Here is a 24,401-nt window from a genome sequence, read left to right as displayed (position 1 = left end):
CAATTCTTTTGATTTGAATTATTGTAAACTTATTATAATGAGAAAAACCGGGTTTTATTCGTAAAAACCCGGTTTTCCTAAGAAAGAAATCATGATGACGCAAACGAATCAGTCCATTGGCGTATAATCAACATTTTCCGTATACATATTACCGGCATTCCAGATCAGGAATTCGTTTATTCCGTTTTCATTCAATGCCTTAATTTGTGCTTCGACTTCCGCTTTGCCATACTCGGTTGGTACTCCACTATAGAGCCATGGTGCTTCAAAATCCTGGATCCACGGACGTGATACGGGCTGATTGTCCAGCCGGCCAAGGATTTCATTTTCAACTTTCGAATATTCGCTCACCGTTTTGTATGGTTCTTTGTCCGGAAAATCAATATTAAAGTAGGATGTCCAATGGCTCGGATAAATCATCGAAGAAATAACATCCACATGGCTCGCGATTTCAGGGAAATTCTGCCCAATCCCAGGAGCCTCTTCAATTGTTGCTGTATAGCCGAAGATATCAACAGCTACGTCCACATCATAATAATCCAGTTCTTCGCGAGCATATTCAACAAATTCGGTTACAGCCTTGACTCGCCGCTTCACATTCTTCATATCCTCATTTTTGTAATCACCCTGACTATAGCTCAGCTCATCATCCTTATTTTCAAATCCTTCCGGGAACCGGACATAATCAAACTGGATTTCCTGAAAACCAAGCTCGGCTGCTTTCTTGGCTATCTCCAGGTTGTATTCCCATACTTCTTTCTGAAATGGGTTGACAAACGCTTCACCTTTATTATTCGTCCAGACCTTTCCATTTTTGGTAAACGACAAATCAGGCCGCTTTTCAGCCAGTACTGAATCTTTAAAAACAACAATCCTGGCAATCGGATAAATTCCTTTTTCTTCTAAGTATTCCAACATTTTCCGAGGTTCATCGATATAATTAACGGCTGCATCAGCATATGGTGAGTCTTCCGGTACATTGATTGTCAGGTTACCGTGGTCTTCCTTAATATCAATGACCATGGCATTCAAATCAGATGAATCAATCAGATTGACAAGGTTATTGAATTTCTCTCCCCCGGCTGACGGACCAGTCACATAAACCCCTCTGACGGCGTCCGGATATTCAAAATCCAAACCGGAATCATATGTGAATCGCTGCATTTTTTGTTCATCATTAATGGTGGACAGGGTTGTCTGCCTTTCTATATGCGGACTTGCTTTTAACGTCTCCTCACCACTCGTTTGCTGTGAAGTAATCGGTATTATGATCACGATAACAAGGAGAATCATGACAAAAGCTGAAATCTTGAGATGTTTTCCCTTCATTATCTATCAGTCTCCCATTTCTTTTAAATCTATTATAAGGGAAATCGACAAATAAGAGAACAATAAATTTCAAGATTTGACAGAAAGCGTCTGAAATACACACCTTTTGTCAGTCAGATTCCCTTACGATTACCTACATTCAGAAAGATGGTGATCATCATTGCAAAGATAAAAAAGTCAGTAGTGATACGCTGAGTGCTTGTGTTTACTGGAAATTTTCATCAACTGTAATGGACAAATAAATTATTTTACTTCACTTGGAGAGGTTAGACCTTATCTCGTCTATTTAGAAGTTCGTTCATGTTTTCATCATTCAGGGCATATACCGTGATCGCGTTCAGCATCGGATTGACAACCCAGTACTCCTTGACACCGTAATTCATATAAAGATTCAGATTCGTAACTAAATCATGCGACTTGTTGGAAGGGCTTAAGATTTCAACAAGCAGATCTGGAACGCCAACAAATCTGGCATCTGTAAATCCGCTCTTATCACAGATAATATCGATATCAGGAATAACAATTTTTGTTCCTTCCATATTTTTGTTTTTTAATTTAATATCTAGGGTGGGTGCAGGGAATACCTCACATGGCTTTCCTTCAAGTAAATTTCCAAATTTTATTTGCAACTTGCTTGATATTCGTTGATGCTTCGTCGATGTGACGGCAACATGCAAACGATTCCGTCGATATATTCAGTAATGCAGCTGAGTTTTCGCGAATTTGAAAGTACTCGTCTACTGATATCGACTCACTACGGTATTGATACATTTTATTACCTCCACCCGAATTTATTAGCTATATTTTACCGTATTTTGTACACGAAAGGGAGATATGAACCAGCTTGTTTTCATGTCAGAATTTATCCCGGCGTATTTTCCCAAATAGAAAGTTTTTCTATCATCCTTTGACACAAACATTTCACACTTTTCACTTGCATTTCATGATAAATCTTTATATAATTATAAAAAAACAATATCATAGCAATGAAAAAGGTGTAGTACAATGACCCTCTGGATCTCAGAGAGCTTGTGGCTGGTGAAAACAAGTACCAAGGTCAGTAGGAATTGGGCTCTGGAGCTATATAGTCAGGATAAAGTGATCCTTGCAAACGCAGGATAATAAGGGTGGCACCGCGGTTCATTCGTCCCTTTTTAAGTGGGATAAATGAGCTTTTTTTATGGACGGAATTAGATCGGAGTGAAATGAATGCAAACCATATTTTCAGGTATACAACCAAGCGGCACATTGACAATTGGGAATTATTTAGGAGCGATTCAGCATTTCGTTGAACTTCAGGAGGAAAATAACTGCTATTTCTGCATTGTTGACGAACATGCGATCACCGTACCCCAGGACCGGCTGAATTTGCGGAACAATATCCGCTCGCTGGCAGCTTTGTATCTCGCTTCTGGTATAGATCCGGAGAAATCGACATTGTTCATTCAATCGGAAGTCCCGGCACATACACAACTGGGCTGGATGCTGCAGTCGATCAGCTATATCGGTGAGCTGGAACGGATGACCCAGTTCAAGGATAAGTCTGCCGGAGGAAAAGAAGGTGTGTCATCCGCATTATTAACCTATCCGCCATTAATGGCTTCCGATATCCTGCTGTACAAGACAGATATCGTCCCTGTCGGTGAGGATCAGAAACAGCACCTGGAACTGACGCGCAATCTGGCGGAGCGGTTCAATAACCGATTCAACGATATTTTTACCATTCCGGAGGTCAGCATCCCGAAAGTCGGTGCGCGGATCATGTCACTGCAGGATCCAACGAAAAAAATGAGTAAATCAGATGAACATGAAAAAGCGTTTATTTCCATGCTTGATGAACCGAAAAAAATCGAAAAGAAAATTAAAAGTGCCGTGACTGACTCTGACGGCATTGTAAAATATGATAAAGAGAATAAGCCAGGCGTATCTAACTTGTTGACGATTTATTCCAGCTGTTCAGGCAAGTCGATTGAGGACTTGGAAACAACATATAAAGGAAAAGGATATGGCGAGTTCAAACAGGACGTTGCCAATGCGGTTATCGATGTCCTGAAACCAATCCAGGATCGTTATCATGAACTGATTGACTCCGAAGCACTCGACAACATATTAGACCGGGGTGCAGATAAAGCCGATTTTGAAGCCAATAAAATGCTGCGAAAAGCCAAAAAAGCAATGGGACTCGGACGAGTGAAGAAACAACGGTAATACCAAAAAAGTGGCCCGTATGAAAGAAACGAGCCACTTTTTGATACTTCATGATTACCCGGCATTCATTTTTTATAAGCGAATGCCCGGTTTCATATAGCGTTTTTCCTATTCACTGCTGCTTCGATGTATTCTGCTTAGGTGCCTGTTCTGCTTCCCACATTTTTTCGAGAAATGGCTGACCCTTAATCAGCTTAGCGCACAGATCCTCATGTAACTGGGTCCACCCATATTTAACACCGTCATATAACGCATTCCAGACAGTATCCTTATCCATGTAGCGTATATATGGATACTGTTTCGGATCCCACTCAGTCAGCCAATAGCGCAGTTCCTCGGGATTATTAACTGTCCGCAACTGATCCAGTGCGATCATCAATAGCTGTTTCAATTGACGCTCCCGCCTTGTCAACCCATGGACAAATCGCGGTTCCATTGACAGCATATGGTACTCTTTTTTCACTTTTCTTCCATCAAAATCAAACGACTCTGGCTTGGTTGTTTTAATCATATCAAATACAAGCTGCTCCTGCCTCGGAATCAGCCGGCTTTTCCGCACCGGTATCTGATAACCGATTGTGTCAAATGCTATAATGTCGTTCCCGTCAGTTACAACGGCTGCGAAATCGAGGCAGTGACGCTCCTGGCCTTTACGCATATAGGCACGTTTATAAATTTTATCCATCATGTCTTCAGGCAAATCGTGCATGTCATTTTCTATATAGTCGAAAAGATCTTCAGTTATGTATAATAATGGCACCTGATCAAGCAGTTCTATTCCATCATTCTTCCGCCATTCATGAAAATAGCAAACACTGTAGCCATTTTCCTCACCTTCAAACCAATTCACCCAGACATCATGTAAATACAGCATAATCAACCCTCACTTTGAATGAATCATTTAAAAAGTATTCAAAAGCCACCAAATTACCAACAGCGCTAACAAATAATTTGCCGGCTTTTGAATCCGTGCTTAAAGTGCGTGTTCAAAAAGAAAAAAGGACCGGCCGGCTAAGTTCGCAACGTCCTGTGCATCGAAGTTTCGCGTCAAGGGGTTCTCTTGTTTGTAGTGACTTTTGCGCCCGCCACAGGACGTGGGCGCCTTTAACAGAAGCTCCCTTGTTCGATGTGTCATTTTTACCGGACTTTTTGAACAAGCTCTTAAAATACATTATGACCATCATGGAAAAAATTATTCGATTCACCAAAAATTAAAGGTTGTTTGGGTAACGGAATAATGCCAGCGACATCAGAAGAATACCAATCGGGAGAAAATAGCATTCAGGCCGGCCTGCAATAAAAATAAAGTAATCCGTCCAGGAAATCCCGACAGGCAAAAAGTTCATATAAGCGATGATCGTGACCCCGCCGGAAACAGCCAGTCCAAACCCGATCAGAAAAAGAATTAATATGATCATTTCTCACACCCGCCCATGCTTGTCCAGTTCATTTATTTCATTTTATGCGTGAGAAAATCTTTCATGAATAAGCATACAAAAAAACTGACCGCCGGAGCAGTCAGTTCATTGATATTTCTTGAAAACCAGTGTGGCGTTGTGGCCACCAAAGCCAAGTGAGTTGCTCATGACAACGTTGACGTCCTGTTTTCTTGGCTCATTCGGTACATAATCAAGATCGCAATCCGGGTCCGGCGTATCATAATTCGCGGTTGCCGGAATAACACCATCATCAATTGCTTTGACCGAAATGACGGATTCAAGTCCGCCGGCAGCACCAAGCAAATGACCCGTCAAGCCTTTCGTTGAAGATACAGCTAATTTACTGGCGTGATCACCAAAAACATCTTTAATGGCTTGGGTTTCATATTTATCATTCAGTTCTGTACTTGTGCCGTGCGCATTGATATAATCCACCTCTTCAGGTGAAATACCGGCATCCTTGACCGCTTGCTGCATAGCACGAGCAGCACCTTCCCCGTTTTCCGCCGGCGCTGTGATATGGTAGGCATCACCAGTTGCAGCATAACCGATGATTTCGCCATAAATATGTGCACCACGTTCAAGAGCGGATTCCAGTGTCTCCAGGACTAAAATACCTGCACCTTCGCCCATGACAAAGCCATCGCGACCTTTATCAAATGGGCGGCTTGCTTTTTTCGGGTCTTCATTCGTCGATAATGCCTTCATGCTGGAGAATCCGGCAAATGCCAACATCGTAATCGGTGCTTCGGTTCCACCGGCAATCATATAATCGGCATCACCGCGTTCAATTGCTTTAAATGCATCACCAATTGAGTTGGCACCGGAAGCACAAGCGGTCGTTGTACACGAGTTTATCCCTTTGGCACCAAGGTGGATGGAAACTTGTCCTGCTGCCATATCCGGAATCATCATCGGTACAAAAAACGGGCTGATCCGGCGTGCACCTTTTTCAAGCAGTTTTGTATGCTGATTTTCCAACGTCGCCATACCGCCAATGCCGGAACCAACCCAGACACCGACACGGTCAGCATTGTTCTCATCAATCGTCAGACTGGCATCATCAACCGCCATACGTGCGGCAGCCACAGCGTATTGTGTAAAAAGATCCATCTTTCTAGCGTCTTTTTTTTCCATAAAATTTGTCGGATCAAAATCTTTTACTTCAGCAGCAGCAGATGCCGCCAGTTCACTGTGATCGACCCGGCTTATAAAGTCGATCCCGCTATTGCCTGAGATAATATTATCCCACATTGTTCCAACATCATTGCCGGTGGGGGACACGGTTCCGAGACCGGTAACGACTACTCTTCTTCTTTCCATACGTTGCTCCTCCTAAAGATTTTTGAAATCATTAAAGGCCCCAGCGCAAGGCAACAGCACCCCAGGTTAAACCTCCGCCAAAACCTACAAGAACAAGTAAATCATTATCGTTTATTTTACCATCTTTAACCCCCTCTGATAAAGCAATCGGAATAGAAGCCGAGGATGTATTGCCATACTTGTTCACAGCAATCGCCATTTTATCCTGTGGAATTCCCAGGCGTTCACGGGCAGCTTCCATAATACGGATATTCGCTTGATGAGGAACGAGATAATCCACATCTTCTTTTCGATATCCAGCCTTTTCCACGACATTGACCGATGATTCCGGCATTTGTCTGACCGCAAATTTAAATACTTCCCTGCCATTCATAAAAATATAATCCGTTTCCTTATTTTGATAGAGCTCTTTTCCACCCGAGCCATCGGCACCGAGTTCAAACGACAAAATCCCTTTCCCTTCTGAAACCGGACCGACGACAGCCGCCCCAGCACCATCACCGAACAGAACACACGTATTCCGATCGGTCCAGTCGGTAATTTTAGACAGTTTTTCGACACCAACGACCAAAATATTTTGATAGGCGTTTGTTTCGACAAATTGTTTAGCAGTAATGACGCCATACATAAACCCGGCACACGCAGCACTGACATCCATGGCAGCGATCCCCGCCGGTGCACCAAGGCGTTCCTGCAGCATACACGCAATCGATGGAAAAGGTGTATCAGGTGTAACCGTGGCCACTAGTATCATATCAAGATCCTCAGCACTGATGTTTGCCTCTTCCATGGCATTTTGTGCCGCATAAAAGGCCATGTCCGACGTATCCATCTCTTTATCGGCGATACGTCTCTCTTCAATCCCGGTTCGTGTTCTGATCCATTCATCACTTGTATCCACAATTTTTTCAAGATCTTTATTTGTCACAACGTTATTCGGAACATAATGCCCGGTTCCTAATAGTCCGACGCCCATATTTCCATCTCCTTAAAAAATTATTATAAATGTTGTTCAAAAAGTCCGGTAAAAATGACAGATCGAATAGAGGACCTTCTGCTAAAACCGTCCACGACAATCGCCAAAGCAGAACTCACCACATCCTGTGGAAGCGCCCGCCAAAAGTTGCGCCGCCTCGAAACTTTCGACGCTCATGACGTGCTAGTACAGACGCCCGCACAGGACGCCTGAGAACTTAGCCTGCCGGTCTTTTTCTCCTTCTTTTTGAACTCACATTAATAGCAATTATTATGACTTGGTCCTAATTTTAATGCATCCTTGGCAAATCTGCAAGGATGATTTACTCTGTCACGCGTTCATTTGGCAGCAACCCAGTGTCTTTATACGCCTCTACTTCCTCCTGGATCATTTTACGAACATCCTTTGGTACTTCCGGACTAAACTCACCCAACGAAATCACATCATCCTGAAAATCGAATGTTAAAACACCACCGCGCAGGTCACCTTCATGAAATTTTTCGGCTGCCAGTTTATAAAGTTCATCAACGTGCTGTACCGTACTTGTCAAAACGGTTTCACTAGCTATTTCCGATTGATCGGATATAAAACCGATCGCATAGATGCCGTCCTCATTTGCTTCTTTAATGACCGATGCACTGTATGCGTTGCCGGCCGGGTACACGACATCTACATCCTCATCCCGCATTGTCTCGTACATCTCTATAGCTTTTTCCTGACCATTCCAATCATTTACGTATTTGAAATTCACTTCTGCATCCGGATTTTGATACGTGACACCCTCAAAAAAGCCTTCTATCTCCGGCTGCCATTCAAACGCACCAATGATACCTGCATGATTTGTTTCTGTCATTTCGCCCGCCAGCATTCCAGCAAAAAAACCCATAGCATGTGAGTTGAAATTTAAGCTCGTCACATTTTCGCTGAATTGCCCGCCATTAAAATAAACAAAATGAACTTCAGGATAAACTGATGAAATCTTCTCAAAAAATTGACCATATGTTGTGCTGTTCCCAAATATCAGATTCACACCATTATTCACTAATTCATCAACAGCTTCTCTCACGTCCTGTTGTGTTTCAACACCTTCTTTATAATAAACGTCAATATCAAATTGTTCCTCGATGGCAAGCAGCCCTTCATATCCCTTTTTATCCCATGGCTGGTCATGGATGGATGTCTCTACCAGCATCCCGGCATTTTGCAAGTTTCCTGAATCAAAATAATTGCTGCATCCGGATAACACAAGAATGAAAGCTGTTATGACGGTGATCGATAACTTCTTCACATTTCCACTCCATTCCTGGAAATTAATTGGCTTTTACAAAATATTGTAACGAAATAAATGAAAAGCCGTAAATGAACACGGCCATTACATTTCCATGACAATAGAAGTTAAACGTCATTCAGAGGAGAGCGCCTTTTCTTCACTGAAGAAAAACAAAGGCTAAAAACGCGGGCATCTTATTGAACAGTTTGTAACCCGCGAATTGCAGGCCCAAATGGAATCGGGCTTTTATGGGCTGTCCCTTCTGTTTTTGAGGATTACTGTCTATTAAAGCGCGTGTAAAAATTTTCATACTTTTCATAGTGTTTTTTTACGATACTGATCCTTTCTTGTATAGGTCTATTGTTTCGTATATAAATGGAATTTTCAAGTTTTTTATGATTCATTGGCCGACTATAACACGACCTGACTTCCAAAACCCGGGGAAGATCAGATGAATCAATCAACTGCTGCAGACTTTCCAACACATCTTTCACATAGACAGCATTTGTTAAAAATTGCTTTGAATCAAATCGCATAAACTCGTTTTGAACGTATAAACCCTTTTGATTCATCGGCATCCATTCTCCAAAAATAAGAGGTAATTTAATCGTAATCGGATGTTCTTTCTCCAATACTAATTTACACTCGTCAACCTGAATTGATATGTCGTAATCTGTGTTCCGCTCCCGGCTCGTTATATGCCGGAATAACTCATTACGGCCGACAAACATGGACAGATGCTCCTTTTTGTCCGTGTCAAGATCGTCCATACCATCCACCTGATAGCCGTTATCCAGCAACCGATTGATGATGTGAAATCCCAGCCAATGAAAACAATTTTCGACAAGAAAGATCATATTGAATATCTCCCTCTAAAACAAATCCTTTTATTTTTTGAACTGTTTTGCTACACTATAAAAGTGAATGGAGTTTTTAAAAGAATGAGGTGTAGAATATCATGCGGTTCTTTTGGCCACTTTTTTGGGCAATTTTAATTAGTAGTGTTATTTCATATGTATTAGTCAGTATGGCAGGTAATGATTTTGAAATTGGAAGTACATTGGCTGCAGCCATCATAATTACACTTGCAGTATATGTACTGGGTGAAGGTGTATTGAAAGAAGAAAACGATTATTAATTCGATTTGGTGACATAACCGCCTTAGCTTTATCATAATTGTTTATGAGTCAACCCTTGCCTTCAAGGTAACGATGGCAAGGGTTTTGTGTTTACAGGTATTCTGGTGGCGGTTAATATTTCAAGGCCGCGTTCTATTATTGTCAGGTTAGTACCAAGGCAGAACACTTAATGCGGTCAGTGCGGCTAATGGAAGTATCAGACGTCTGAATCTTCTGGGACGGCCATAGCCCGGATAGCCTCCAACTCCATAGCCGTAACCCGGATAACCGTAGCCGGGATAGCCGTAGCCGAACCCGCCAAATCCGAATGGGCCCCTGGACCAGTCAGGGGACTCATAATGCGCCGGCATATGACTATCATGGTTATCGCTGCCCAACGGTACAGCCATGTAGACATATTCATCATCAAGGCCGGTGATGATACCGTCAACTTGTGTACCATCAGTCATTTCAGCAAGTACATACGAATGCATATGCTGTTTGCACAATTCATACATATGTTGATGGTTATAATTCATTTTTTCAACCTCCTCACCAATCAGCCTATTCAAATACTTATGGGTTGGTGACATGTCTTGAGTTGGAATTCAGCCAATTGAGGTGAGCATTTAATGGAAACAATTGAAGCATTTTGGATACTCGTAAAATATATTGTTCTCGGACTGCTGCAGGGATTCACAGAACCGATCCCGATCTCATCCAGTGGACATCTGGTCATCGTAAGAGAACTTTTTGATGTTGGAATTGATGGGCTTTCGTTTGAAATCATGGTTAATTTCGGGTCATTGATTGCTGTTCTCGTCATTTATCGAAAGGATATATACCGCCTGGTGGAAAATGGGATACGCTACATAACTACACGAGCGGATGATGCAAAAAGTGATTTTCAATTTATTGTTTTCCTCGTTATCGCAACGATTCCAACAGGGATCATCGGCCTGCTGTTTGAAGATTACATTGAAAGTCAGCTGAGCGGAGTTGCTGTTGTTGGTGTGACCCTTCTGATCACGGGTGCGGCTTTATGGATCATCCGTAATTTGCGGGGGCGCAAAAACGATGGTGGGATTACGGTCCGCGATGCTATTATCGTTGGACTGGCCCAATCGGTTGCACTTGTCCCCGGCATCAGCCGCTCAGGTGCTACCATTGTTGCAGCGATGCTTGTCGGTATGAAAACCGAAACAGCACTGCGTTTCTCATTTCTCTTATATATCCCGGTAAGCTTGGGCGTTACGATGTTATCTGCTGGTGACCTGATTGGCGGTGACAGTGATATAAGCGCTGTTGCCATCCCGGCTGTATTGGCGTTCGCAGCGTCCATCACCGCGACTTATTATTCATTGCGGTGGTTTATGAATGTAATGGCGCGGGGCAACCTGAAATATTTTGCGTACTATTGTTTCGCTGTCGGAATTCTCGTTATCCTGTTCTTGTAGAATTCAACAGGAACACGTCATGGAGGATCAGTCTCAGTCGTTGTACAAATCCCTCCACATGGGCAGAATAACGAAATCATAAAGTAGAAACATCCGTTACCGGGATGGCCGGTCTAATAGTTTCCAGAACAGCAAAAAACTTCCAACTTAATCAGCTGGAAGTTTTTTGTCTCTGTTCCCGCCTATGCTGCGCCCGCCAGGCTTTCGGAATGTAGACACAATATGGCTCGCTCTCCATGTAATCTCCTGTCACATTGTATGCACGGGATCTTGAGCCGCCGCACACATGCCGGAATTCACACACGCCGCATTTACCTTTATATTTGTCCGGATTGCGGAGATTTTTGAACACCTCAGATTCGCGGTAAATCGTTGCAAGTGGTGTCTGACGTACGTTGCCCGCTTTAATCGGCAACAAACCGCTCGGATAAACGTCACCAGTGTGGGAGATAAATACAAAGCCATTTCCGTCATTGACCCCTTTAGGTGCACGTCCCAGCCCGTCAATCTGTCCGGTTTTACCCTTCATAAGCGCATCTTCATACCGAATTTTGTCATCGGTATTCTCGTTTTCACGTATTTTACCCTGAATAACGACTCGGCGATAATGCTGTGCTGCTGTTGTTTTAATGTCGAATGGCACACGTTTGGAAAGCTTATACAGCCAGCGCAGCACTTTTTCATGTTCAGCCGGTGAAATCATGTCGCTTTCTTTGCCGCGTCCGGTCGGTACAAGGAAAAAGACACTCCAAAGCACACAATCCAGATCTTCAACCATCTGAGCCATTTCTTCCAGATAGTCCACATTGTATCTTGAAATAACTGTATTAATCTGAAGCGGCATTTCCAATTCATGCAAATACTTAATCGCATTCATCGTTAAATCAAATGAACCTGATGTACCGCGAAAATGGTCATGCACCTCTGCACAATGCCCGTCAATTGAAAATGCCCACCGTGACAGCCCGACATTTTTTGCCTTCCGCATCGCTTGTTTCGTCACATTAGGTGTTGCGGACGGCGTTATGGATACCCGTACACCTTTTTTCACGGCATAATCTGCAATATCAAACACATCCGGACGCATCAGTGGATCTCCGCCGGTAAATACGAGCATCGGGTTATCCATATCATAGATGTCATCAACCAATTTCTTTCCTTCTTCATATGTCAATTCCAATGGGTGCCGGTGGTATTGAGCTTCTGCTCGGCAGTGAAGGCATTTCAGTTCACAGGCACGTGTCAGCTCCCAGATAACGATAAATGGATTTTCATTATAGTCTCTTGAAAACACGATGACTCCTCCTCACATAGTAGTAGACCCAGTATAATTTGTTAGCGCATGAAGTGTTGTGACAAAGTTCACTTGTATCGTCTATGTTTTAAAATTGACATACAAAACGCCCCTGGACGGTACCTGTCCAGAGGCAGCAGCCGTTTACTTTTTGCCAATTGCTACACGATACATTGATGGCCCTTGTTCCAGGTATTCCCACGTAAACATTCCTTCACGTTCGATCATTAACTGATAATGAAGCGGTCTTGGATCATGATCATTGGATAGTTCCATGAATTCTCCCGACTCCAGGCCATCGAAAACTTCAAAAATTTTCGGATGTCTATGCCTCGGGTCGATGTCCGGTGCATGTATTTTAGCAGTGAATTGCATATCACTCATGATTGATCCCTCCAAATATTTTTCCTTTCTGAACACATCATATAACCCGGCAGATCAAAACGATGTGAGCAAGGGCATGGCTCACGTATGATATTTATCACTTAATCACAAAACGTTCATATTTAAAAAGAAGAAGATATGTGGATAATATGATAGGATGAAATTATCATTATAATTCTTTGGTTACCACCCTTGAATAAAAGGAGGGAAATCATCAATGAAAACATCTACCATCCAACAGCTGCTCCAAAATGTTCCACTATTCAAAGACCTGACTGACTATGAAATGGATCCGATTGTTGATCTGGCAAAGCACCGTTTGTATCGCCACGGCACACACATTTTCATGCAAGGAGATCCATTGACGAACGTTTATTTTATTCACCAGGGGAAAATAAAGATCTATAAAACCGACTTTCATGGCAAAGAACAGATTATCAATGTGCTGCAGCCGGGTGATATGTTCCCGCACCAGGGCTTTTTCAGGCAGGACAATTATCCGGCACATGCCGAAGTCCTGGATGACGCGATTTTAATATATATTCCAATTGAATCATTTGAAAACTTCCTGATTAACCATCCTGAAATCTGTGTAAAGCTGTTTCGTGTACTTGGAGACATCATTGTCGACCTGCAGGCACGCCTGGAAGAAAAAATCCTCCACAATACGTACGAACAAATTATTATGCTGTTATTGCGCCTTTCGAGAGGGTATGGAAAGGAAACAACTAACGGCATGGTCAAACTGACAACCCAGTTCACTAACCGGGAACTGGCCAATATGATCGGATCAAGCCGTGAAACCGTCAGCCGCACACTTACCCAGCTGAAGAAGCAAAATCTGGTTGCCGACAAATCCGGTTCAATTGTTTTGGATACCGACGCATTGGAAAACGAATTGTTTTGACCTTATAGGGGTCTGTCCCTCAGTGTGTTGAGGGACAGACCCCTATTCCCAAGGCGGTAAATGCTGTTTGCAGTCGTGCCTTCCATTTTCCTTTTCTAACAATTTTTTGCTGCCTTTTGTTGCTTATAGTAGATTCTGATTGTTCATCCGGTTTATCTTCCAACAATTTTTGATAGCTCTCCAGTTTTTCTAATTCCTTTTCAAATTCTTCTAATTCCTGATCAGTGAGAAAATTTATTTATGTTATCAACAAAAAGCACCGAATTTTGCGGTGCATTTTAATATATATTTTCACCTCCAATTTAGTATGTAAATTAGAGTTTTGCGATAGGCAACGGAACCCGTTACTTTTTTAGTGGGATTTTTTCACGTTCCCGGGATGTTGCTTTTATTCTTCTGAACATATTTTTCCCGTTCTGTTGATTTCAGCGCTGTTCTGCAGACGGTGCCATTCACGCACAGATTTCACCTCCCTCCCATGACAAAATTGTTACGCCATTCAAAATGTGATACACATCACTACTTTTTTAATTGAAAATCATTATCATAAGAGTAGATTCAAGCAAACAGATGAGGTGATGTTATGAGTGGACAGGAAAACATTGTGGAACTGGATGTACGCGAAGATCTGGCCATGAAAAAAGAGCCGTTCGATAAAATCATGGGGACGGTTAAGAGCTTAAAAGATGGTGAAGCTTTTATCCTGCATGCACCGTTCAACCCCCTCCCATTGCATAAAATATTGAAACGGCGCGGTTTTTCATATGAAACCGAAAAAATTGAAAAAAAGCATTGGAAAGTCACATATACCAAGAAAGCAGGTGCTGACGAATGACGATTGATAATCGCGGTCTGGAACCACCGCAGCCAATGATGCGCACATTAAAAGCACTGGATAAACTGAAAAGCGGTGAATCCTTATCCATCATTAATGACCGCCGTCCGCTGTTTTTATATGAAGAACTGGATGATCGTGGGTATGCACATGAAACAGAAGCACAGGAAGATGGCAGCTTCAAAATTACAATAACGAAATCTGGTGATTAATATGTTGCCCGGCGGAAACATGCAATCAAATACAAACATCAAGCTGCCACTGGCGTTTATTCTGTACGCCCTGGCAGCACTTGTCATTTCGCAATTTGTTCTGTTTGCCAATAACGATGTGCTGGCAATGGGACAGTTCCGGATCCCCGATATCTGGATGGGCGCACACTTCCTGCTTTTGGGGTATGCCATCATGATTGCCATGGGTGCCATGTACCAGCTTGTACCGGTTGCCTTGCTGGCGCCGATCTGGAATCAGACATTCGGCTTTATCCAATATATCATAACCGCGATTGGCGTCACAGCTTTTTCCATCATGCTGGGCGTAGCGCCTGACAAGGCTCTATATGGCGGGATCATAGCCATTATTGGGATTATAATGTTCATTGTTCAAATGATTATCACCATTTCCAGACAGGAAAAAAAGAACATGATGACCGGCTTTGTCCTCGGTGCTATTTCATGTTTCTTCCTGACAATCGCTGCCGGGTTTATGCTGGCATGGAATCTTTCAAACGGGGGTATCAGCAGTCATGGGACGATTCTTTCAACCCATATCACACTCGGTGTAGCCGGGTGGTTCACTCTCTTAATCTTCGGTTTTTCCTATAAACTTGTACCAATGTTCAGCCTGTCCCATGGATATTCCATGAAATGGGCAAAGCCGGCATTTATGACCTATATAGTGGGACTGGCCATTCTGATCAGTTCATTTTGGCTGGATGCTGCACTGATCGCAACAATCGGCTGGTTTGTGTTGATGACAGGATTCTTTTTCTTTGTTTTGGATATCAGGGAGATTCTCAATAAACGTATCAAGAAAAAACTTGACAAACCTTTTTCATTCTCACTTATTGCCATTTTTAACGGGCTTGGTGTTCATATACTTGCCTTTATATTCAGCATATCCGGTATTCAGACAACGTCTGTCTGGGGCTGGCTCATCTTTTTATACGTGATGGCCTGGATTATTTTCAGCATTCTCGGCTATTTGTATAAAATTGTTCCGTTTTTATGGTGGACCCATAAATATTCCAACAAAATCGGCAATGAAAAAGTCCCGACATTAAAAGAAATGATCGATGAAAAAAATAGTGTGATCCTGTTTACGCTGTTTATTATCAGTACAGCCGGACTGACCGTAAGCGGACTGCTTTACATCAATATACTGGTGTTCATTTTTCAGGGGCTGCTTGCTGTAACATCGCTATTATACGCATTATCCATTATTCGTGTTCTGACGAAATAACATTCAAAAGGAGCGGTTCTTATGTCACTTGAAAAAAAAGTCGGCGCTGCTTTATTTGAGGTCATTGACCCGGAGCTTGGTATCAATATCATGGATCTGGGTCTTGTTTACGGTATAGGCGTTGATACAGAAGATAACGTTAAAATTGTCATGACACTTACCACACCAGGGTGTCCAATGCACGATAGCATTAAAATCGGAGTAAAACGCCGTATCAGTCAAATTGAAGGTGTCGGCGATATTGATATCGATCTCGTATGGGAACCGGCATGGTCACCGGCTAAAATGAGTGACCGCGCCAAAGAGAGGCTCGGTTTTGCTTAAGCATACAGCAGTAAGAGAACAGGAATACCCTGTCCTCTTCCCCTGTTGGTTAAACCTGATATCGTTTCTGTTAACGGTAATAAATCGATATCATGTTACGCTGGCTTTCATCCGCCGCTTACTGGCGGGATAAACGCAACGACGTCTCCGCTTTTCAAGACTGTGTCTTCACGGGAATATTCTTCGTTGACTGCGATCATGGCGTGATCCAAGTTGTCCAGCTTGTATGATGACAACAGTTTTGTTTTCAGTTCATTGACCGATAAACCGTCTGCCTCAACACTGACCTGCTCACTGCCGGTGGCTTCCTGCAGTTCGGCAAAAAATAAAATATCAATCATCACGCATCTCCTCCTCTGAAGGAATTTTTTTGTCATAGGCTACTTGCTCTTTCTGATCCCCAATCCATTTTGTTCCGTCTTCCCAATGCTCTTTTTTCCAAATCGGGACAATTTCTTTAATTCGCTCAATGGCATAGCGGCTTGCTTCAAACGCGTCGGCACGGTGCGGGGTCGACACAGCAATGACAACGGCTATATCGGTAATTTCCAGTCGGCCAATCCGGTGTACGATGGCAGTCTCGGCATTTTCCCATTTCTCCTCTATTTCCTCACCAATTTGGGCCAGTTGTTTTTCCGCCATTGGTACATATGCCTGATATTCGAGAAAAAGTGTCCGCTTTCCTTTTGTAAATTCTCTTACAATACCGATAAACGTATTGACCGCACCTGCTTCATTGCGGACCACTTTTTCAATACAGTCATTTGGATTAATCGGCTCCTGTGTTATCCAAAATTTTTTATCCATCAAAATCCCTTCTTATATGATCAGCAAGTGCTGATATGTTATCCTGCAGATGATTCATATCGAATATCGGATAATTCCGATTTTCCACTAGCTTCACATCCCATGTTCCTACTGCTATTATATTCGAAAGTTCCTGTAATAGCGATAGGTCTGCCTCATTTTTAATCAGGACAATTTTACGGTAATCGGCTTGTTTATAACCTTCAATCAGCAGCAGATCAAGCGAAAACTTGCCGTACAATTGAATTAATGCTTCCAATCCAAAAGGCATCCGCAATGTTAATTGTGTCAGTTTCTCACCCTGAACACCGCTGACGACCGAACCGGACTCAAAGTGCTGATAACTGTCAGTCCTTTCTGCCATATCCGGTTCCCCACCGTGACCATGATGTTTCAGCGAGCCAACTTTAAATCCTTCTGCGGAAAAATACCGGATCAGTTGATTCGTGACAGCCGTTTTCCCTGAATTTTTATAACCCGCAATTTGATAAATTTCCATGAAACACCTCATCAATCACGACTTTCCTGACATTATGATAAAAAATGGCGTCCGCCCCAGCTTTTCGAAGTTCCTCGAAAGACATCATCAGCCGATTTCAATATTGAAATGCATCCTGAACTAACTTTTTACTTTCTGAACTTACAAAAAAAGGCCGATTCAATGAGATGAATCAACCTTTATCTTATAACTTAATCCGGAATACCAAGTGCGATTTTAGCATAGCGCGACATTTTATCTTTACCCCATGGCGGGTCCCAGACGATATTCACTTCTGCTTCTTCGACTTCAGGAATATCTGAAAGAGCACGCTTGACATCTTGTTCAATATGGCCTGCCAGCGGGCACCCCATTGCTGTCAGCGTCATGGTAACGGTACAGACACCTTCATCATTCAGGTCAGCGCCATATACCAGCCCAAGGTTGACAATGTCAATACCCAGCTCAGGGTCGATGACATTTTCAAGTGCCCCCATAATGTTTTCTTCGAGAGCTGCTTCCATGACCATCCCTCCTTCAATACTCATAGTCTTATTTAAACATATTCAAACCATTTTTTTAAATGATTTACATCACACATTTAATGATTGTACAAACAAACGATAGGCCTGTTTTCAGAAAGGCCTTTTTGTTTTTGACCTTTATAAAAAAGTTTTAAACCATTTCACTGTTTCCAATATAGCAAATCTACTCACTTTATGAGCCCGATTTGCCTCTTTGATAAACCGGATCCGTCCCTGGTCAGTGTAATACTTTTTGGCTTCATCATAAAATGTATATGAATGATCAAACGGTACCACGGCATCATCTTCACCATGCCAGAACAAAACCGGACGATCATTAAGCTTGTTGATTTGTTTGGATAAATCATAATGTTCAAGCTGAACGTACAGGTGCTCAATTGTTTCATCGGTTACAGGCAGATCACCCATTTTCCTGAAACTGTCCACCAATGTTTTGGCATATGTCGTAATTTTAGGTGACCCCATTAAGACACCTGCCGTTCTGATCCATGGATATTGTGTCAATGCTGCAGCGGTTGTAATGCCGCCCATACTTGTACCGGCGATGCCAAAGCGGCCGTCCGCTATAAGCCTTTTTGCGTTCAATTCGTTCCTGATATCCTTTAATTCCTTCACATTTTGCATGACGATATCCCAAAATGATATTTGCCTTTTGAGACTGGATATTTCTTTTTCGCGCTCACCGTGATACATGCTGTCCGGAAGAATGACCCGAAAACCTTCCTCAGCCATTAAATAAGCGAGCGGCAAATTATGTTCTTTGGCACTCGTAAAGCCATGGAAATAAGTAAGTGTTGGCAATGCATCATTTTCTTTTTGATGGTCGGTAACAACAAGACATGGTATGGATGCAAGCGTATGGTGCGATACTTTTATCATAGACGAGTTTCCCTTCTTGTCAATTAGTTTCTAATCATTATCATAATATGGTGTTTTTGTAAATTGCAAATGAATCCTTTACTCCAAATGCAACGGACACTCATCACCCAAAGTACGGAGATTAGTGTCCGTAAATGCCCGATTCTGCTCGGGCCTGCACGATGCAGGTCACAAAGGCGTTGCCACAGGAAGTGGCGCTTTTAGCCTTTGTTCCTTAATTGCGGGGAAAAGCGCCCGCAGAATGAAGTTTCGCTTTACATATTGTACCATCACTTATAAACTATAGAGAATACGAGGTGAAAAGATATGAACGAAAAACATCTAATCGCAGTGGACCTGGATGGAACATTATTGACCGATGACAAACAGATCAGCATGCGCAACAAACAGACACTAAAGAAGGCGATCGGTGAGGGCCATATTGTGGTCATTGCAACCGGCAGACCGCACCGTGCCAGTATCGATTATTACCAAGCACTTGGACTCGATACACCGATGGTTAATTTCAATGGCGCCTTAATTCATCATCCGACAGATGATAAATGGGATGTGCTGCATAACCCAATGCCGGTCAGAACTGCGCACCGGATTGTGGATGCATGTTATGACCTGGACGTTCATAACATTCTGGCCGAAGTGATGGACAGTGTTTACTTGGATCAATACGATGAACAGATCATGGACATTTTTCAGGCAACACGGCAGGATTCACCTTTTACAATCGGAAGTCTTAAAAACAAGCTGCAGACAGACCCAACCTCACTGCTGATCCACCCGAAAGAAGACAACATTGACACGTTAAGACGACACTTGGACGATTACCATGCTGAGCTGATTGAGCATCGTAAATGGGGTGCACCGTGGAATATGATTGAGATTGTCAAAAAAGGGCTGAACAAAGCTGTTGGCCTGAAAAAAATTGCACATTATTATCATATCCCGGATGAGCGAATTATTGCATTTGGAGATGAGGACAACGACCTGGAAATGATTGATTATGCTGGTGTCGGTGTTGCGATGGGCAATGCAATCGATGAGCTCAAATCAGTGGCTAAACATGTAACAGAAACAAACGAAAAAGACGGGATTAGCATATTCCTTGATAATTATTTAAAACTTCAGTCCGAAATCATTTAAAGTAAGTGTTTAAAACGATTGTATGGATGGCAACATGGCAGCCTGCAAAAATTTCCTTTCATATTCGGCACATCGCGGGCCAAACTAGGAGTGAACGCAAATAGCGTTCACTTCTTAGTTTGTTTCGATGACTGCCAGCATACGGGACGCTTGCCGTTTGAACAAGGTATTCCGAGGGAGGAATTGCCGATGGGAAAACAAAGCAAGTCAAGACGATTCAGCCAGCATAGTGCTGATGCCGTCAAAAAACATGACGAGGTGTTTCCGTACAGATCGCGTTTCTCAGAAGTGAAGCGCAATCAAGACGACACTGACAGCCACACATTAGGAGGGGTTTAACATGGCACAGCAACAGAACAATAACTTGATGCAACGCGCCAGAAATGCCGTCAACCAATTAACGAATGCTCAAGGTAATGCCAACCAGCAGGAACAGCAGGCTGCTCAGAATGCGATTCAAGCTGCCAAAAACCAGGCATCTGCTGAAGAACAGCAGCAACTTCAGCAGCTTGAGCAGCAGTTAAGACAACAAAATCAATTGCAATAACCTCCATGCAAAAATCATCGTATGTTAACGATCCACCATTCATTAACAAATGATGAAATGTGGATTCTAACATGCATGATCACCCTTATCCGGAAGGCCGGATAAGGGTGTTTCCCTTTTGTTCATTTTTTGGTAGAATAGGGACAAGTATGGATAATGATGGAGGGAAACATAATGGGAGTAAGAGCTGAGACGACACCGAATCCAAATGCATTGAAATTCACCACCGATAAACTGATTTTTGAAGGTGACAGCAGTATATCCGTCATGCCCGGCGACACAAGCGAATATGACATTTTAAATGACCTGATGGAAGTGAACGGCGTTGATAACGTGTTCGGTTATCAAAATTTCATTACCGTCAATAAAGCCTTTGACGTTGAATGGGATGAGTTGCAGCCCAAAGTCATTGATGTCATGGAAAAATACGGGTACTGATGCCATACATAGCTGAAAAGACAGCAATTCTCTGGTTGCTGTCTTTTTTATTGCCCCATTCTGTTGGGCCTGCACGATGCAGGTAATGGTATTGCAGCAGCACGCTTAGCCATTTTTATTTGTAAGGAGAAGATTCATCGCCACTGAAAATGAAGTGTCATTTATTGTCAAGCATCCCTAAATCAATTGGAACATGATTTTCATTGACGTTTTCGCCATTTTCATTTTTTCCATATAAAATCACAAGCGGTACTTCTTCAGATTCTTTTATCGCTTCAGTAATCTGCACGTCCAATTCAAAATCCGACCATTCCTGTGCATTTTTTCCCAGCTCAATGGGGGTTTCTTCAACCAGGGTATCATCCCCTTGTTCAAACCTGTAATACACCCGGTCAGCTTCGGTTTTGGCCTGGCCTGTTATGTGTATCGTACTGCCCTCACCCGTCACATCCAGCTGCTGAAATGATATAGCGGGACTGTCGGCTGTTTCCTCACTTTGCTCAGCAGTCTGATTTTCGTTATCGCCGCACGCGGCCAATATTGCCGCGGCAGCCAGCAGAACTATTATTTTCTTCATCTGAATGACCCCTATCCGTCTAAGTTTAATCTCGTCTGAACGAACCGAACACACCTGTTGTCTGTACAATATTGGTGAATGCATTCGGATCCACTTCAGCAATGATTCGCTCAAGATCATAAAGCTCATAGCGGGTAACCACAAGATACATCATACTTTTATCATCCCGTGTATACGCCCCTTTAGCAGGAAGAATGGTGATTCCGCGAACCATTGTATCATGAATTGCCTTTTGCAGTTCTTCCGGCTTATGAGTAATGATCATGGCCGTCACTTTTGCATGACGTGTATGAAGGGTGTCAATCACACGGGTCGTGACATACAATGTCAATAACGTATATAATGCGTTTTCCGGTTCATATAGAAGACCGGCCATAGCAATAATGATTGCATTCAACGTCAAAAAATAGACACCAATCGGCCTGTCTTTCATGCGGGATAATACCATTGCCACAATATCCATCCCACCGGTGGATGCACCATGACGCAATGTGAGTCCGACACCTGCACCACCCAGTACGCCCCCGAATACCGCATTTAAAATAATATCTTCAGAAAGCTCTACAATCGGGATAACTTCAAGAAAAAATGTCGTGAATATGACTGAAACAACGCTGTAAATGGTAAATCCTTTGCCAACCTTATACCAACCTAATATGATGACCGGAATATTCAGTACAAATAAAATAATACCGGTTGTCAGACCAATTCCCAGAAAGTCTTTAAAAATACTGGAAATGAGCTGTGCCGCGCCCGTAAATCCGCTCGCATAGACATTTGCTGAAATCAGGAAAAAGTTAAGCGACAAAGCATTCAATACAGCACCAAAGATGACAATAACAATTCTTTTTGCTTCGACTAAAAACACAAGACCCCTCCATTTCCGGCACTCACGGTTATTTTTTATCATTACGTTTTGACTATTCTTCCATATCGTTTTAAACTTAAGTAAATAAGATTCAAGTGAATGAAGGTGAAATGATGACGATTAAAATTCTGGCCGATTCTGCATGTGATTTGTCCGAAACTCATTATAAATCATACGACATTGAAATGGTACCATTAACCGTCCATCTTGATGATCAGGAATATAAAGATGGGATTGATATTACACCAAAAGCTGTCTATGATGCCATGCGGGAGGGAAAAAGTCCAAAGACATCCCAAATATCACCACAAACCTTTAAAACGATTTTTACATCGTATGCCGAAGCAAATCAACCATTAGTATATCTTGCCTTCTCATCAGAGCTATCAGGTACATACCAAACCGCTAAAATGATGGAACAGGAAGTCAAGGAAACCTATCCGGAAGCTGAACTCCATGTGGTTGATACAAAATGCGCATCGATCGGGTACGGCCTTGTCATTCTTCGTGCCGCCCAACTTGCCAAAGACGGCGCAAGCAGTGAAGAAATTATTGAAACAGCTGCATACCATGCCAGGCATATGGAGCATATTTTTACGGTTGACGACTTGGAATACTTATACCGCGGCGGACGCGTCAGCAAAACAGCTGCATTTGTCGGATCATTTCTTAAAATCAAGCCGCTTCTGCATGTAGACGATGGCAAACTGGTCCCGCTTGAAAAAATCCGCGGCTCCAAAAAACTGCTCAATCGTATGCTTGCCATTATGGAAGAGCGCGGAACCAACTTTACCAACCAAACGATCGGCATCAGCCATGGAGATAATCTGGACGCAGCACAAAAAGCAGCCGACCTGATTAAAGAAAAATTTAACCCGAATGACATACTGATTGACATGATCGGCGCCACAATCGGGGCACATGCAGGCCCGGGCACACTTGCGATTTTCTTTTTGAACCAAGCATATAAGTAACCACAGGGCAGCCAGTATAAAGGTAACAGTGAACATATGAAAAGGGTATCCTCTCCCATTCGGATACCCTTTTCTGTAAACATTAAATCCCTTTTCGTTTGTATGCTGATCGTGACCGGTACTGCTGGTACGGCCGATTTAAGTAATGAACCGGTGCACTATAAAGATGAACAAGCCGTGTGAACGGAATGGACGCGAATAGTGCAAACGCCGTAATCACATGCAGCTGGAACACAAACGGCACACCGCCCATCAGCTCATATTGCGGCCGGAAAACAAATAAACTCCTTATCCAGGGCCCAATCGTTTCACGGTACTCATAGGCAACAACCGTTGTATTGTAGATCAGTGTCATATAAACCCCAAGCCCGGCAACGATGATCAAACTGATGACGCTGAAAAAATCTGCAAACGTCGCATGCACCCGCACACGATCAATCACCATTTTACGGATCAGCAACACCACCGCTCCAGCTACAACCATCAATCCGGCAAGGCCCCCCGCGTAAATTGCAAACTGATGATACAGATGGTCTGTCACGCCAATCGCACGATAAAATTCAATTGGGATCAGCATCATCAGATGACCAAAAAATGCAAACAAAAGCCCGTAATGGAACAATGGCGACCCGATCCGCAGCCATTTCTTTTTCTCAAAAAACTCAGTTGACGGCGCGACCCAGGTCATCTGACGGTATGCAAAGCGGTAAATACTTCCAAAAATCATGATAGCCAAAGTAATATACGGAAAAATAACCCACCAAAATATGGCTCCCATCTGTTCAACTCCTTGTTGCTTCTTAAGGTCAATTAAGTCTAAACGAAA

The 24,401-nt window shown here is 42.8% G+C and carries 33 protein-coding genes and 1 other annotated feature; of the genes, 13 read left to right on the top strand and 20 right to left on the bottom strand.

Translation table 11 applies throughout. The annotated features are described in order from the left end of the window. Positions 1-108: 108 nt before the first annotated feature. The 3 genes from VK097_RS04705 to VK097_RS04695 all read right to left on the bottom strand — a co-directional run bounded on the left by VK097_RS04705 (position 109) and on the right by VK097_RS04695 (position 2,100). Entirely contained in the window at positions 109-1,329 is a 1,221-nt protein-coding gene (locus tag VK097_RS04705; protein ID WP_324210649.1) for a putative glycoside hydrolase, read from the bottom strand. A gap of 266 nt (positions 1,330-1,595) precedes the next feature. Continuing rightward, a complete protein-coding gene (locus VK097_RS04700; protein ID WP_324210648.1) occupies positions 1,596-1,958 on the bottom strand; it encodes a Uma2 family endonuclease in 363 nt (120 codons plus the stop codon). After that, entirely contained in the window at positions 1,930-2,100 is a 171-nt protein-coding gene (locus tag VK097_RS04695) for a hypothetical protein (RefSeq protein ID WP_324210647.1), read from the bottom strand. The genes VK097_RS04700 and VK097_RS04695 overlap by 29 nt, the downstream gene beginning before the upstream one ends. A 206-nt stretch (positions 2,101-2,306) precedes the next feature. Then, positions 2,307-2,484 (top strand) — a binding site (T-box leader). A 54-nt stretch (positions 2,485-2,538) separates the two neighbouring features. On the opposite strand from VK097_RS04695, the gene trpS reads away from it, so the two are divergent. Beyond that, positions 2,539-3,537, top strand: coding sequence for a tryptophan--tRNA ligase (gene trpS, locus VK097_RS04690; RefSeq protein WP_324210646.1), 999 nt, complete (start codon positions 2,539-2,541; stop codon positions 3,535-3,537). Positions 3,538-3,649: 112 nt separating this feature from the next. Here the strand turns inward: trpS and VK097_RS04685 are convergent, their stop codons facing one another. The 6 genes from VK097_RS04685 to VK097_RS04660 form a co-directional block, all read right to left on the bottom strand. Beyond that, positions 3,650-4,411: a YjbA family protein gene (locus VK097_RS04685; protein ID WP_324210645.1), complete on the bottom strand. Its 762-nt coding sequence runs from the start codon at positions 4,409-4,411 to the stop codon at positions 3,650-3,652. Positions 4,412-4,748: 337 nt separating this feature from the next. Next, complete coding sequence (locus VK097_RS04680; protein ID WP_324210644.1) at positions 4,749-4,955, bottom strand: YuzI family membrane protein; 207 nt, start codon at positions 4,953-4,955, stop codon at positions 4,749-4,751. Between the two features lie 105 nt (positions 4,956-5,060). Beyond that, entirely contained in the window at positions 5,061-6,299 is a 1,239-nt protein-coding gene (gene fabF / locus VK097_RS04675; protein ID WP_324210643.1) for a beta-ketoacyl-ACP synthase II, read from the bottom strand. A gap of 31 nt (positions 6,300-6,330) precedes the next feature. Next, a complete protein-coding gene (locus tag VK097_RS04670) occupies positions 6,331-7,275 on the bottom strand; it encodes a beta-ketoacyl-ACP synthase III (RefSeq protein ID WP_324210642.1) in 945 nt (314 codons plus the stop codon). 322 nt (positions 7,276-7,597) lie between these two features. Continuing rightward, positions 7,598-8,563, bottom strand: coding sequence for a BMP family ABC transporter substrate-binding protein (locus VK097_RS04665; protein WP_324210641.1), 966 nt, complete (start codon positions 8,561-8,563; stop codon positions 7,598-7,600). Between the two features lie 257 nt (positions 8,564-8,820). After that, the gene (locus VK097_RS04660; protein ID WP_324210640.1) at positions 8,821-9,402 is read right to left on the bottom strand and encodes a protein kinase family protein; all 582 of its coding nucleotides are present in this window, start codon (positions 9,400-9,402) and stop codon (positions 8,821-8,823) included. A 101-nt stretch (positions 9,403-9,503) separates the two neighbouring features. Here VK097_RS04660 and VK097_RS04655 point away from each other — a divergent pair, with 101 nt between their 5' ends. Next, on the top strand, positions 9,504-9,683 hold the full coding sequence (locus VK097_RS04655; protein WP_324210639.1) for a DUF2929 family protein: 180 nt from the start codon (positions 9,504-9,506) through the stop codon (positions 9,681-9,683). Positions 9,684-9,830: 147 nt separating this feature from the next. Here VK097_RS04655 and VK097_RS04650 read toward each other — a convergent pair whose 3' ends face one another. Continuing rightward, positions 9,831-10,202: a hypothetical protein gene (locus VK097_RS04650; RefSeq protein ID WP_324210638.1), complete on the bottom strand. Its 372-nt coding sequence runs from the start codon at positions 10,200-10,202 to the stop codon at positions 9,831-9,833. A gap of 102 nt (positions 10,203-10,304) precedes the next feature. Here VK097_RS04650 and VK097_RS04645 point away from each other — a divergent pair, with 102 nt between their 5' ends. Next, a complete protein-coding gene (locus VK097_RS04645; protein ID WP_324210687.1) occupies positions 10,305-11,120 on the top strand; it encodes an undecaprenyl-diphosphate phosphatase in 816 nt (271 codons plus the stop codon). 151 nt (positions 11,121-11,271) lie between these two features. On the opposite strand, the gene VK097_RS04640 is transcribed toward VK097_RS04645, so the two are convergent. Beyond that, the gene (locus VK097_RS04640) at positions 11,272-12,414 is read right to left on the bottom strand and encodes a TIGR04053 family radical SAM/SPASM domain-containing protein (RefSeq protein ID WP_324210637.1); all 1,143 of its coding nucleotides are present in this window, start codon (positions 12,412-12,414) and stop codon (positions 11,272-11,274) included. A 144-nt stretch (positions 12,415-12,558) separates the two neighbouring features. Continuing rightward, a complete protein-coding gene (locus tag VK097_RS04635; protein ID WP_414672156.1) occupies positions 12,559-12,789 on the bottom strand; it encodes a DUF2249 domain-containing protein in 231 nt (76 codons plus the stop codon). Positions 12,790-13,015: 226 nt separating this feature from the next. Between VK097_RS04635 and VK097_RS04630 the strand changes: the two genes are divergently transcribed. The 5 genes from VK097_RS04630 (at position 13,016) to VK097_RS04610 (ending at position 16,325) form a co-directional block, all read left to right on the top strand. Further along, positions 13,016-13,705, top strand: coding sequence for a Crp/Fnr family transcriptional regulator (locus VK097_RS04630; protein ID WP_324210635.1), 690 nt, complete (start codon positions 13,016-13,018; stop codon positions 13,703-13,705). Positions 13,706-14,288: 583 nt separating this feature from the next. Then, positions 14,289-14,540 (top strand): DUF2249 domain-containing protein, encoded by a 252-nt coding sequence (locus VK097_RS04625; RefSeq protein ID WP_324210634.1) that lies wholly within the window; start codon positions 14,289-14,291, stop codon positions 14,538-14,540. Further along, on the top strand, positions 14,537-14,752 hold the full coding sequence (locus VK097_RS04620; protein WP_324210633.1) for a DUF2249 domain-containing protein: 216 nt from the start codon (positions 14,537-14,539) through the stop codon (positions 14,750-14,752). Before VK097_RS04625 ends, VK097_RS04620 begins: the two co-directional genes overlap by 4 nt. A gap of 19 nt (positions 14,753-14,771) precedes the next feature. Then, on the top strand, positions 14,772-16,001 hold the full coding sequence (locus tag VK097_RS04615) for a hypothetical protein (protein ID WP_324210632.1): 1,230 nt from the start codon (positions 14,772-14,774) through the stop codon (positions 15,999-16,001). 21 nt (positions 16,002-16,022) lie between these two features. Further along, positions 16,023-16,325 carry a metal-sulfur cluster assembly factor gene (locus VK097_RS04610; RefSeq protein ID WP_324210631.1) on the top strand — a complete coding sequence of 101 codons (303 nt, stop codon included), beginning with the start codon at positions 16,023-16,025 and terminating at the stop codon, positions 16,323-16,325. Positions 16,326-16,432: 107 nt separating this feature from the next. On the opposite strand, the gene moaD is transcribed toward VK097_RS04610, so the two are convergent. The 5 genes from moaD to VK097_RS04585 all read right to left on the bottom strand — a co-directional run bounded on the left by moaD (position 16,433) and on the right by VK097_RS04585 (position 19,034). Next, positions 16,433-16,666 carry a molybdopterin converting factor subunit 1 gene (moaD, locus tag VK097_RS04605; protein WP_324210630.1) on the bottom strand — a complete coding sequence of 78 codons (234 nt, stop codon included), beginning with the start codon at positions 16,664-16,666 and terminating at the stop codon, positions 16,433-16,435. Next, entirely contained in the window at positions 16,659-17,132 is a 474-nt protein-coding gene (locus VK097_RS04600; RefSeq protein ID WP_414672155.1) for a molybdenum cofactor biosynthesis protein MoaE, read from the bottom strand. The genes moaD and VK097_RS04600 overlap by 8 nt, the downstream gene beginning before the upstream one ends. Then, positions 17,125-17,631 (bottom strand): molybdopterin-guanine dinucleotide biosynthesis protein B, encoded by a 507-nt coding sequence (mobB, locus tag VK097_RS04595; RefSeq protein WP_324210628.1) that lies wholly within the window; start codon positions 17,629-17,631, stop codon positions 17,125-17,127. Before mobB ends, VK097_RS04600 begins: the two co-directional genes overlap by 8 nt. Before the next feature lie 191 nt (positions 17,632-17,822). Next, positions 17,823-18,134 (bottom strand): metal-sulfur cluster assembly factor, encoded by a 312-nt coding sequence (locus tag VK097_RS04590; RefSeq protein WP_324210627.1) that lies wholly within the window; start codon positions 18,132-18,134, stop codon positions 17,823-17,825. Between the two features lie 138 nt (positions 18,135-18,272). Further along, positions 18,273-19,034, bottom strand: coding sequence for an alpha/beta fold hydrolase (locus VK097_RS04585; RefSeq protein ID WP_324210626.1), 762 nt, complete (start codon positions 19,032-19,034; stop codon positions 18,273-18,275). Positions 19,035-19,340: 306 nt separating this feature from the next. Between VK097_RS04585 and VK097_RS04580 the strand changes: the two genes are divergently transcribed. The 4 genes from VK097_RS04580 to VK097_RS04565 all read left to right on the top strand — a co-directional run bounded on the left by VK097_RS04580 (position 19,341) and on the right by VK097_RS04565 (position 21,156). Continuing rightward, complete coding sequence (locus VK097_RS04580) at positions 19,341-20,171, top strand: HAD family hydrolase (RefSeq protein WP_324210625.1); 831 nt, start codon at positions 19,341-19,343, stop codon at positions 20,169-20,171. 189 nt (positions 20,172-20,360) lie between these two features. Then, positions 20,361-20,510, top strand: coding sequence for a hypothetical protein (locus VK097_RS04575; RefSeq protein ID WP_324210624.1), 150 nt, complete (start codon positions 20,361-20,363; stop codon positions 20,508-20,510). A gap of 1 nt (position 20,511) precedes the next feature. Further along, on the top strand, positions 20,512-20,718 hold the full coding sequence (locus VK097_RS04570) for a DUF3813 family protein (RefSeq protein WP_324210623.1): 207 nt from the start codon (positions 20,512-20,514) through the stop codon (positions 20,716-20,718). A 174-nt stretch (positions 20,719-20,892) separates the two neighbouring features. After that, the gene (locus VK097_RS04565) at positions 20,893-21,156 is read left to right on the top strand and encodes a NifU N-terminal domain-containing protein (protein WP_324210622.1); all 264 of its coding nucleotides are present in this window, start codon (positions 20,893-20,895) and stop codon (positions 21,154-21,156) included. Between the two features lie 157 nt (positions 21,157-21,313). On the opposite strand, the gene VK097_RS04560 is transcribed toward VK097_RS04565, so the two are convergent. Both VK097_RS04560 and VK097_RS04555 read right to left on the bottom strand, forming a co-directional pair. After that, positions 21,314-21,733, bottom strand: coding sequence for a hypothetical protein (locus tag VK097_RS04560; RefSeq protein WP_324210621.1), 420 nt, complete (start codon positions 21,731-21,733; stop codon positions 21,314-21,316). A 25-nt stretch (positions 21,734-21,758) separates the two neighbouring features. Beyond that, positions 21,759-22,601 carry a YitT family protein gene (locus tag VK097_RS04555; protein WP_324210620.1) on the bottom strand — a complete coding sequence of 281 codons (843 nt, stop codon included), beginning with the start codon at positions 22,599-22,601 and terminating at the stop codon, positions 21,759-21,761. Between the two features lie 113 nt (positions 22,602-22,714). Between VK097_RS04555 and VK097_RS04550 the strand changes: the two genes are divergently transcribed. Further along, entirely contained in the window at positions 22,715-23,575 is an 861-nt protein-coding gene (locus VK097_RS04550) for a DegV family protein (RefSeq protein ID WP_324210619.1), read from the top strand. A gap of 82 nt (positions 23,576-23,657) precedes the next feature. On the opposite strand, the gene narI is transcribed toward VK097_RS04550, so the two are convergent. Further along, a complete protein-coding gene (gene narI, locus VK097_RS04545) occupies positions 23,658-24,353 on the bottom strand; it encodes a respiratory nitrate reductase subunit gamma (RefSeq protein ID WP_324210618.1) in 696 nt (231 codons plus the stop codon). Positions 24,354-24,401: the final 48 nt, after the last annotated feature.

This window comes from Lentibacillus sp. (assembly GCF_035301675.1).
Classification (GTDB): Bacteria; Bacillota; Bacilli; order Bacillales; family Amphibacillaceae; genus Lentibacillus.
Note: the sequence above shows the minus strand (reverse complement) of the source record. Positions and strands in the feature narration are given on the sequence as shown.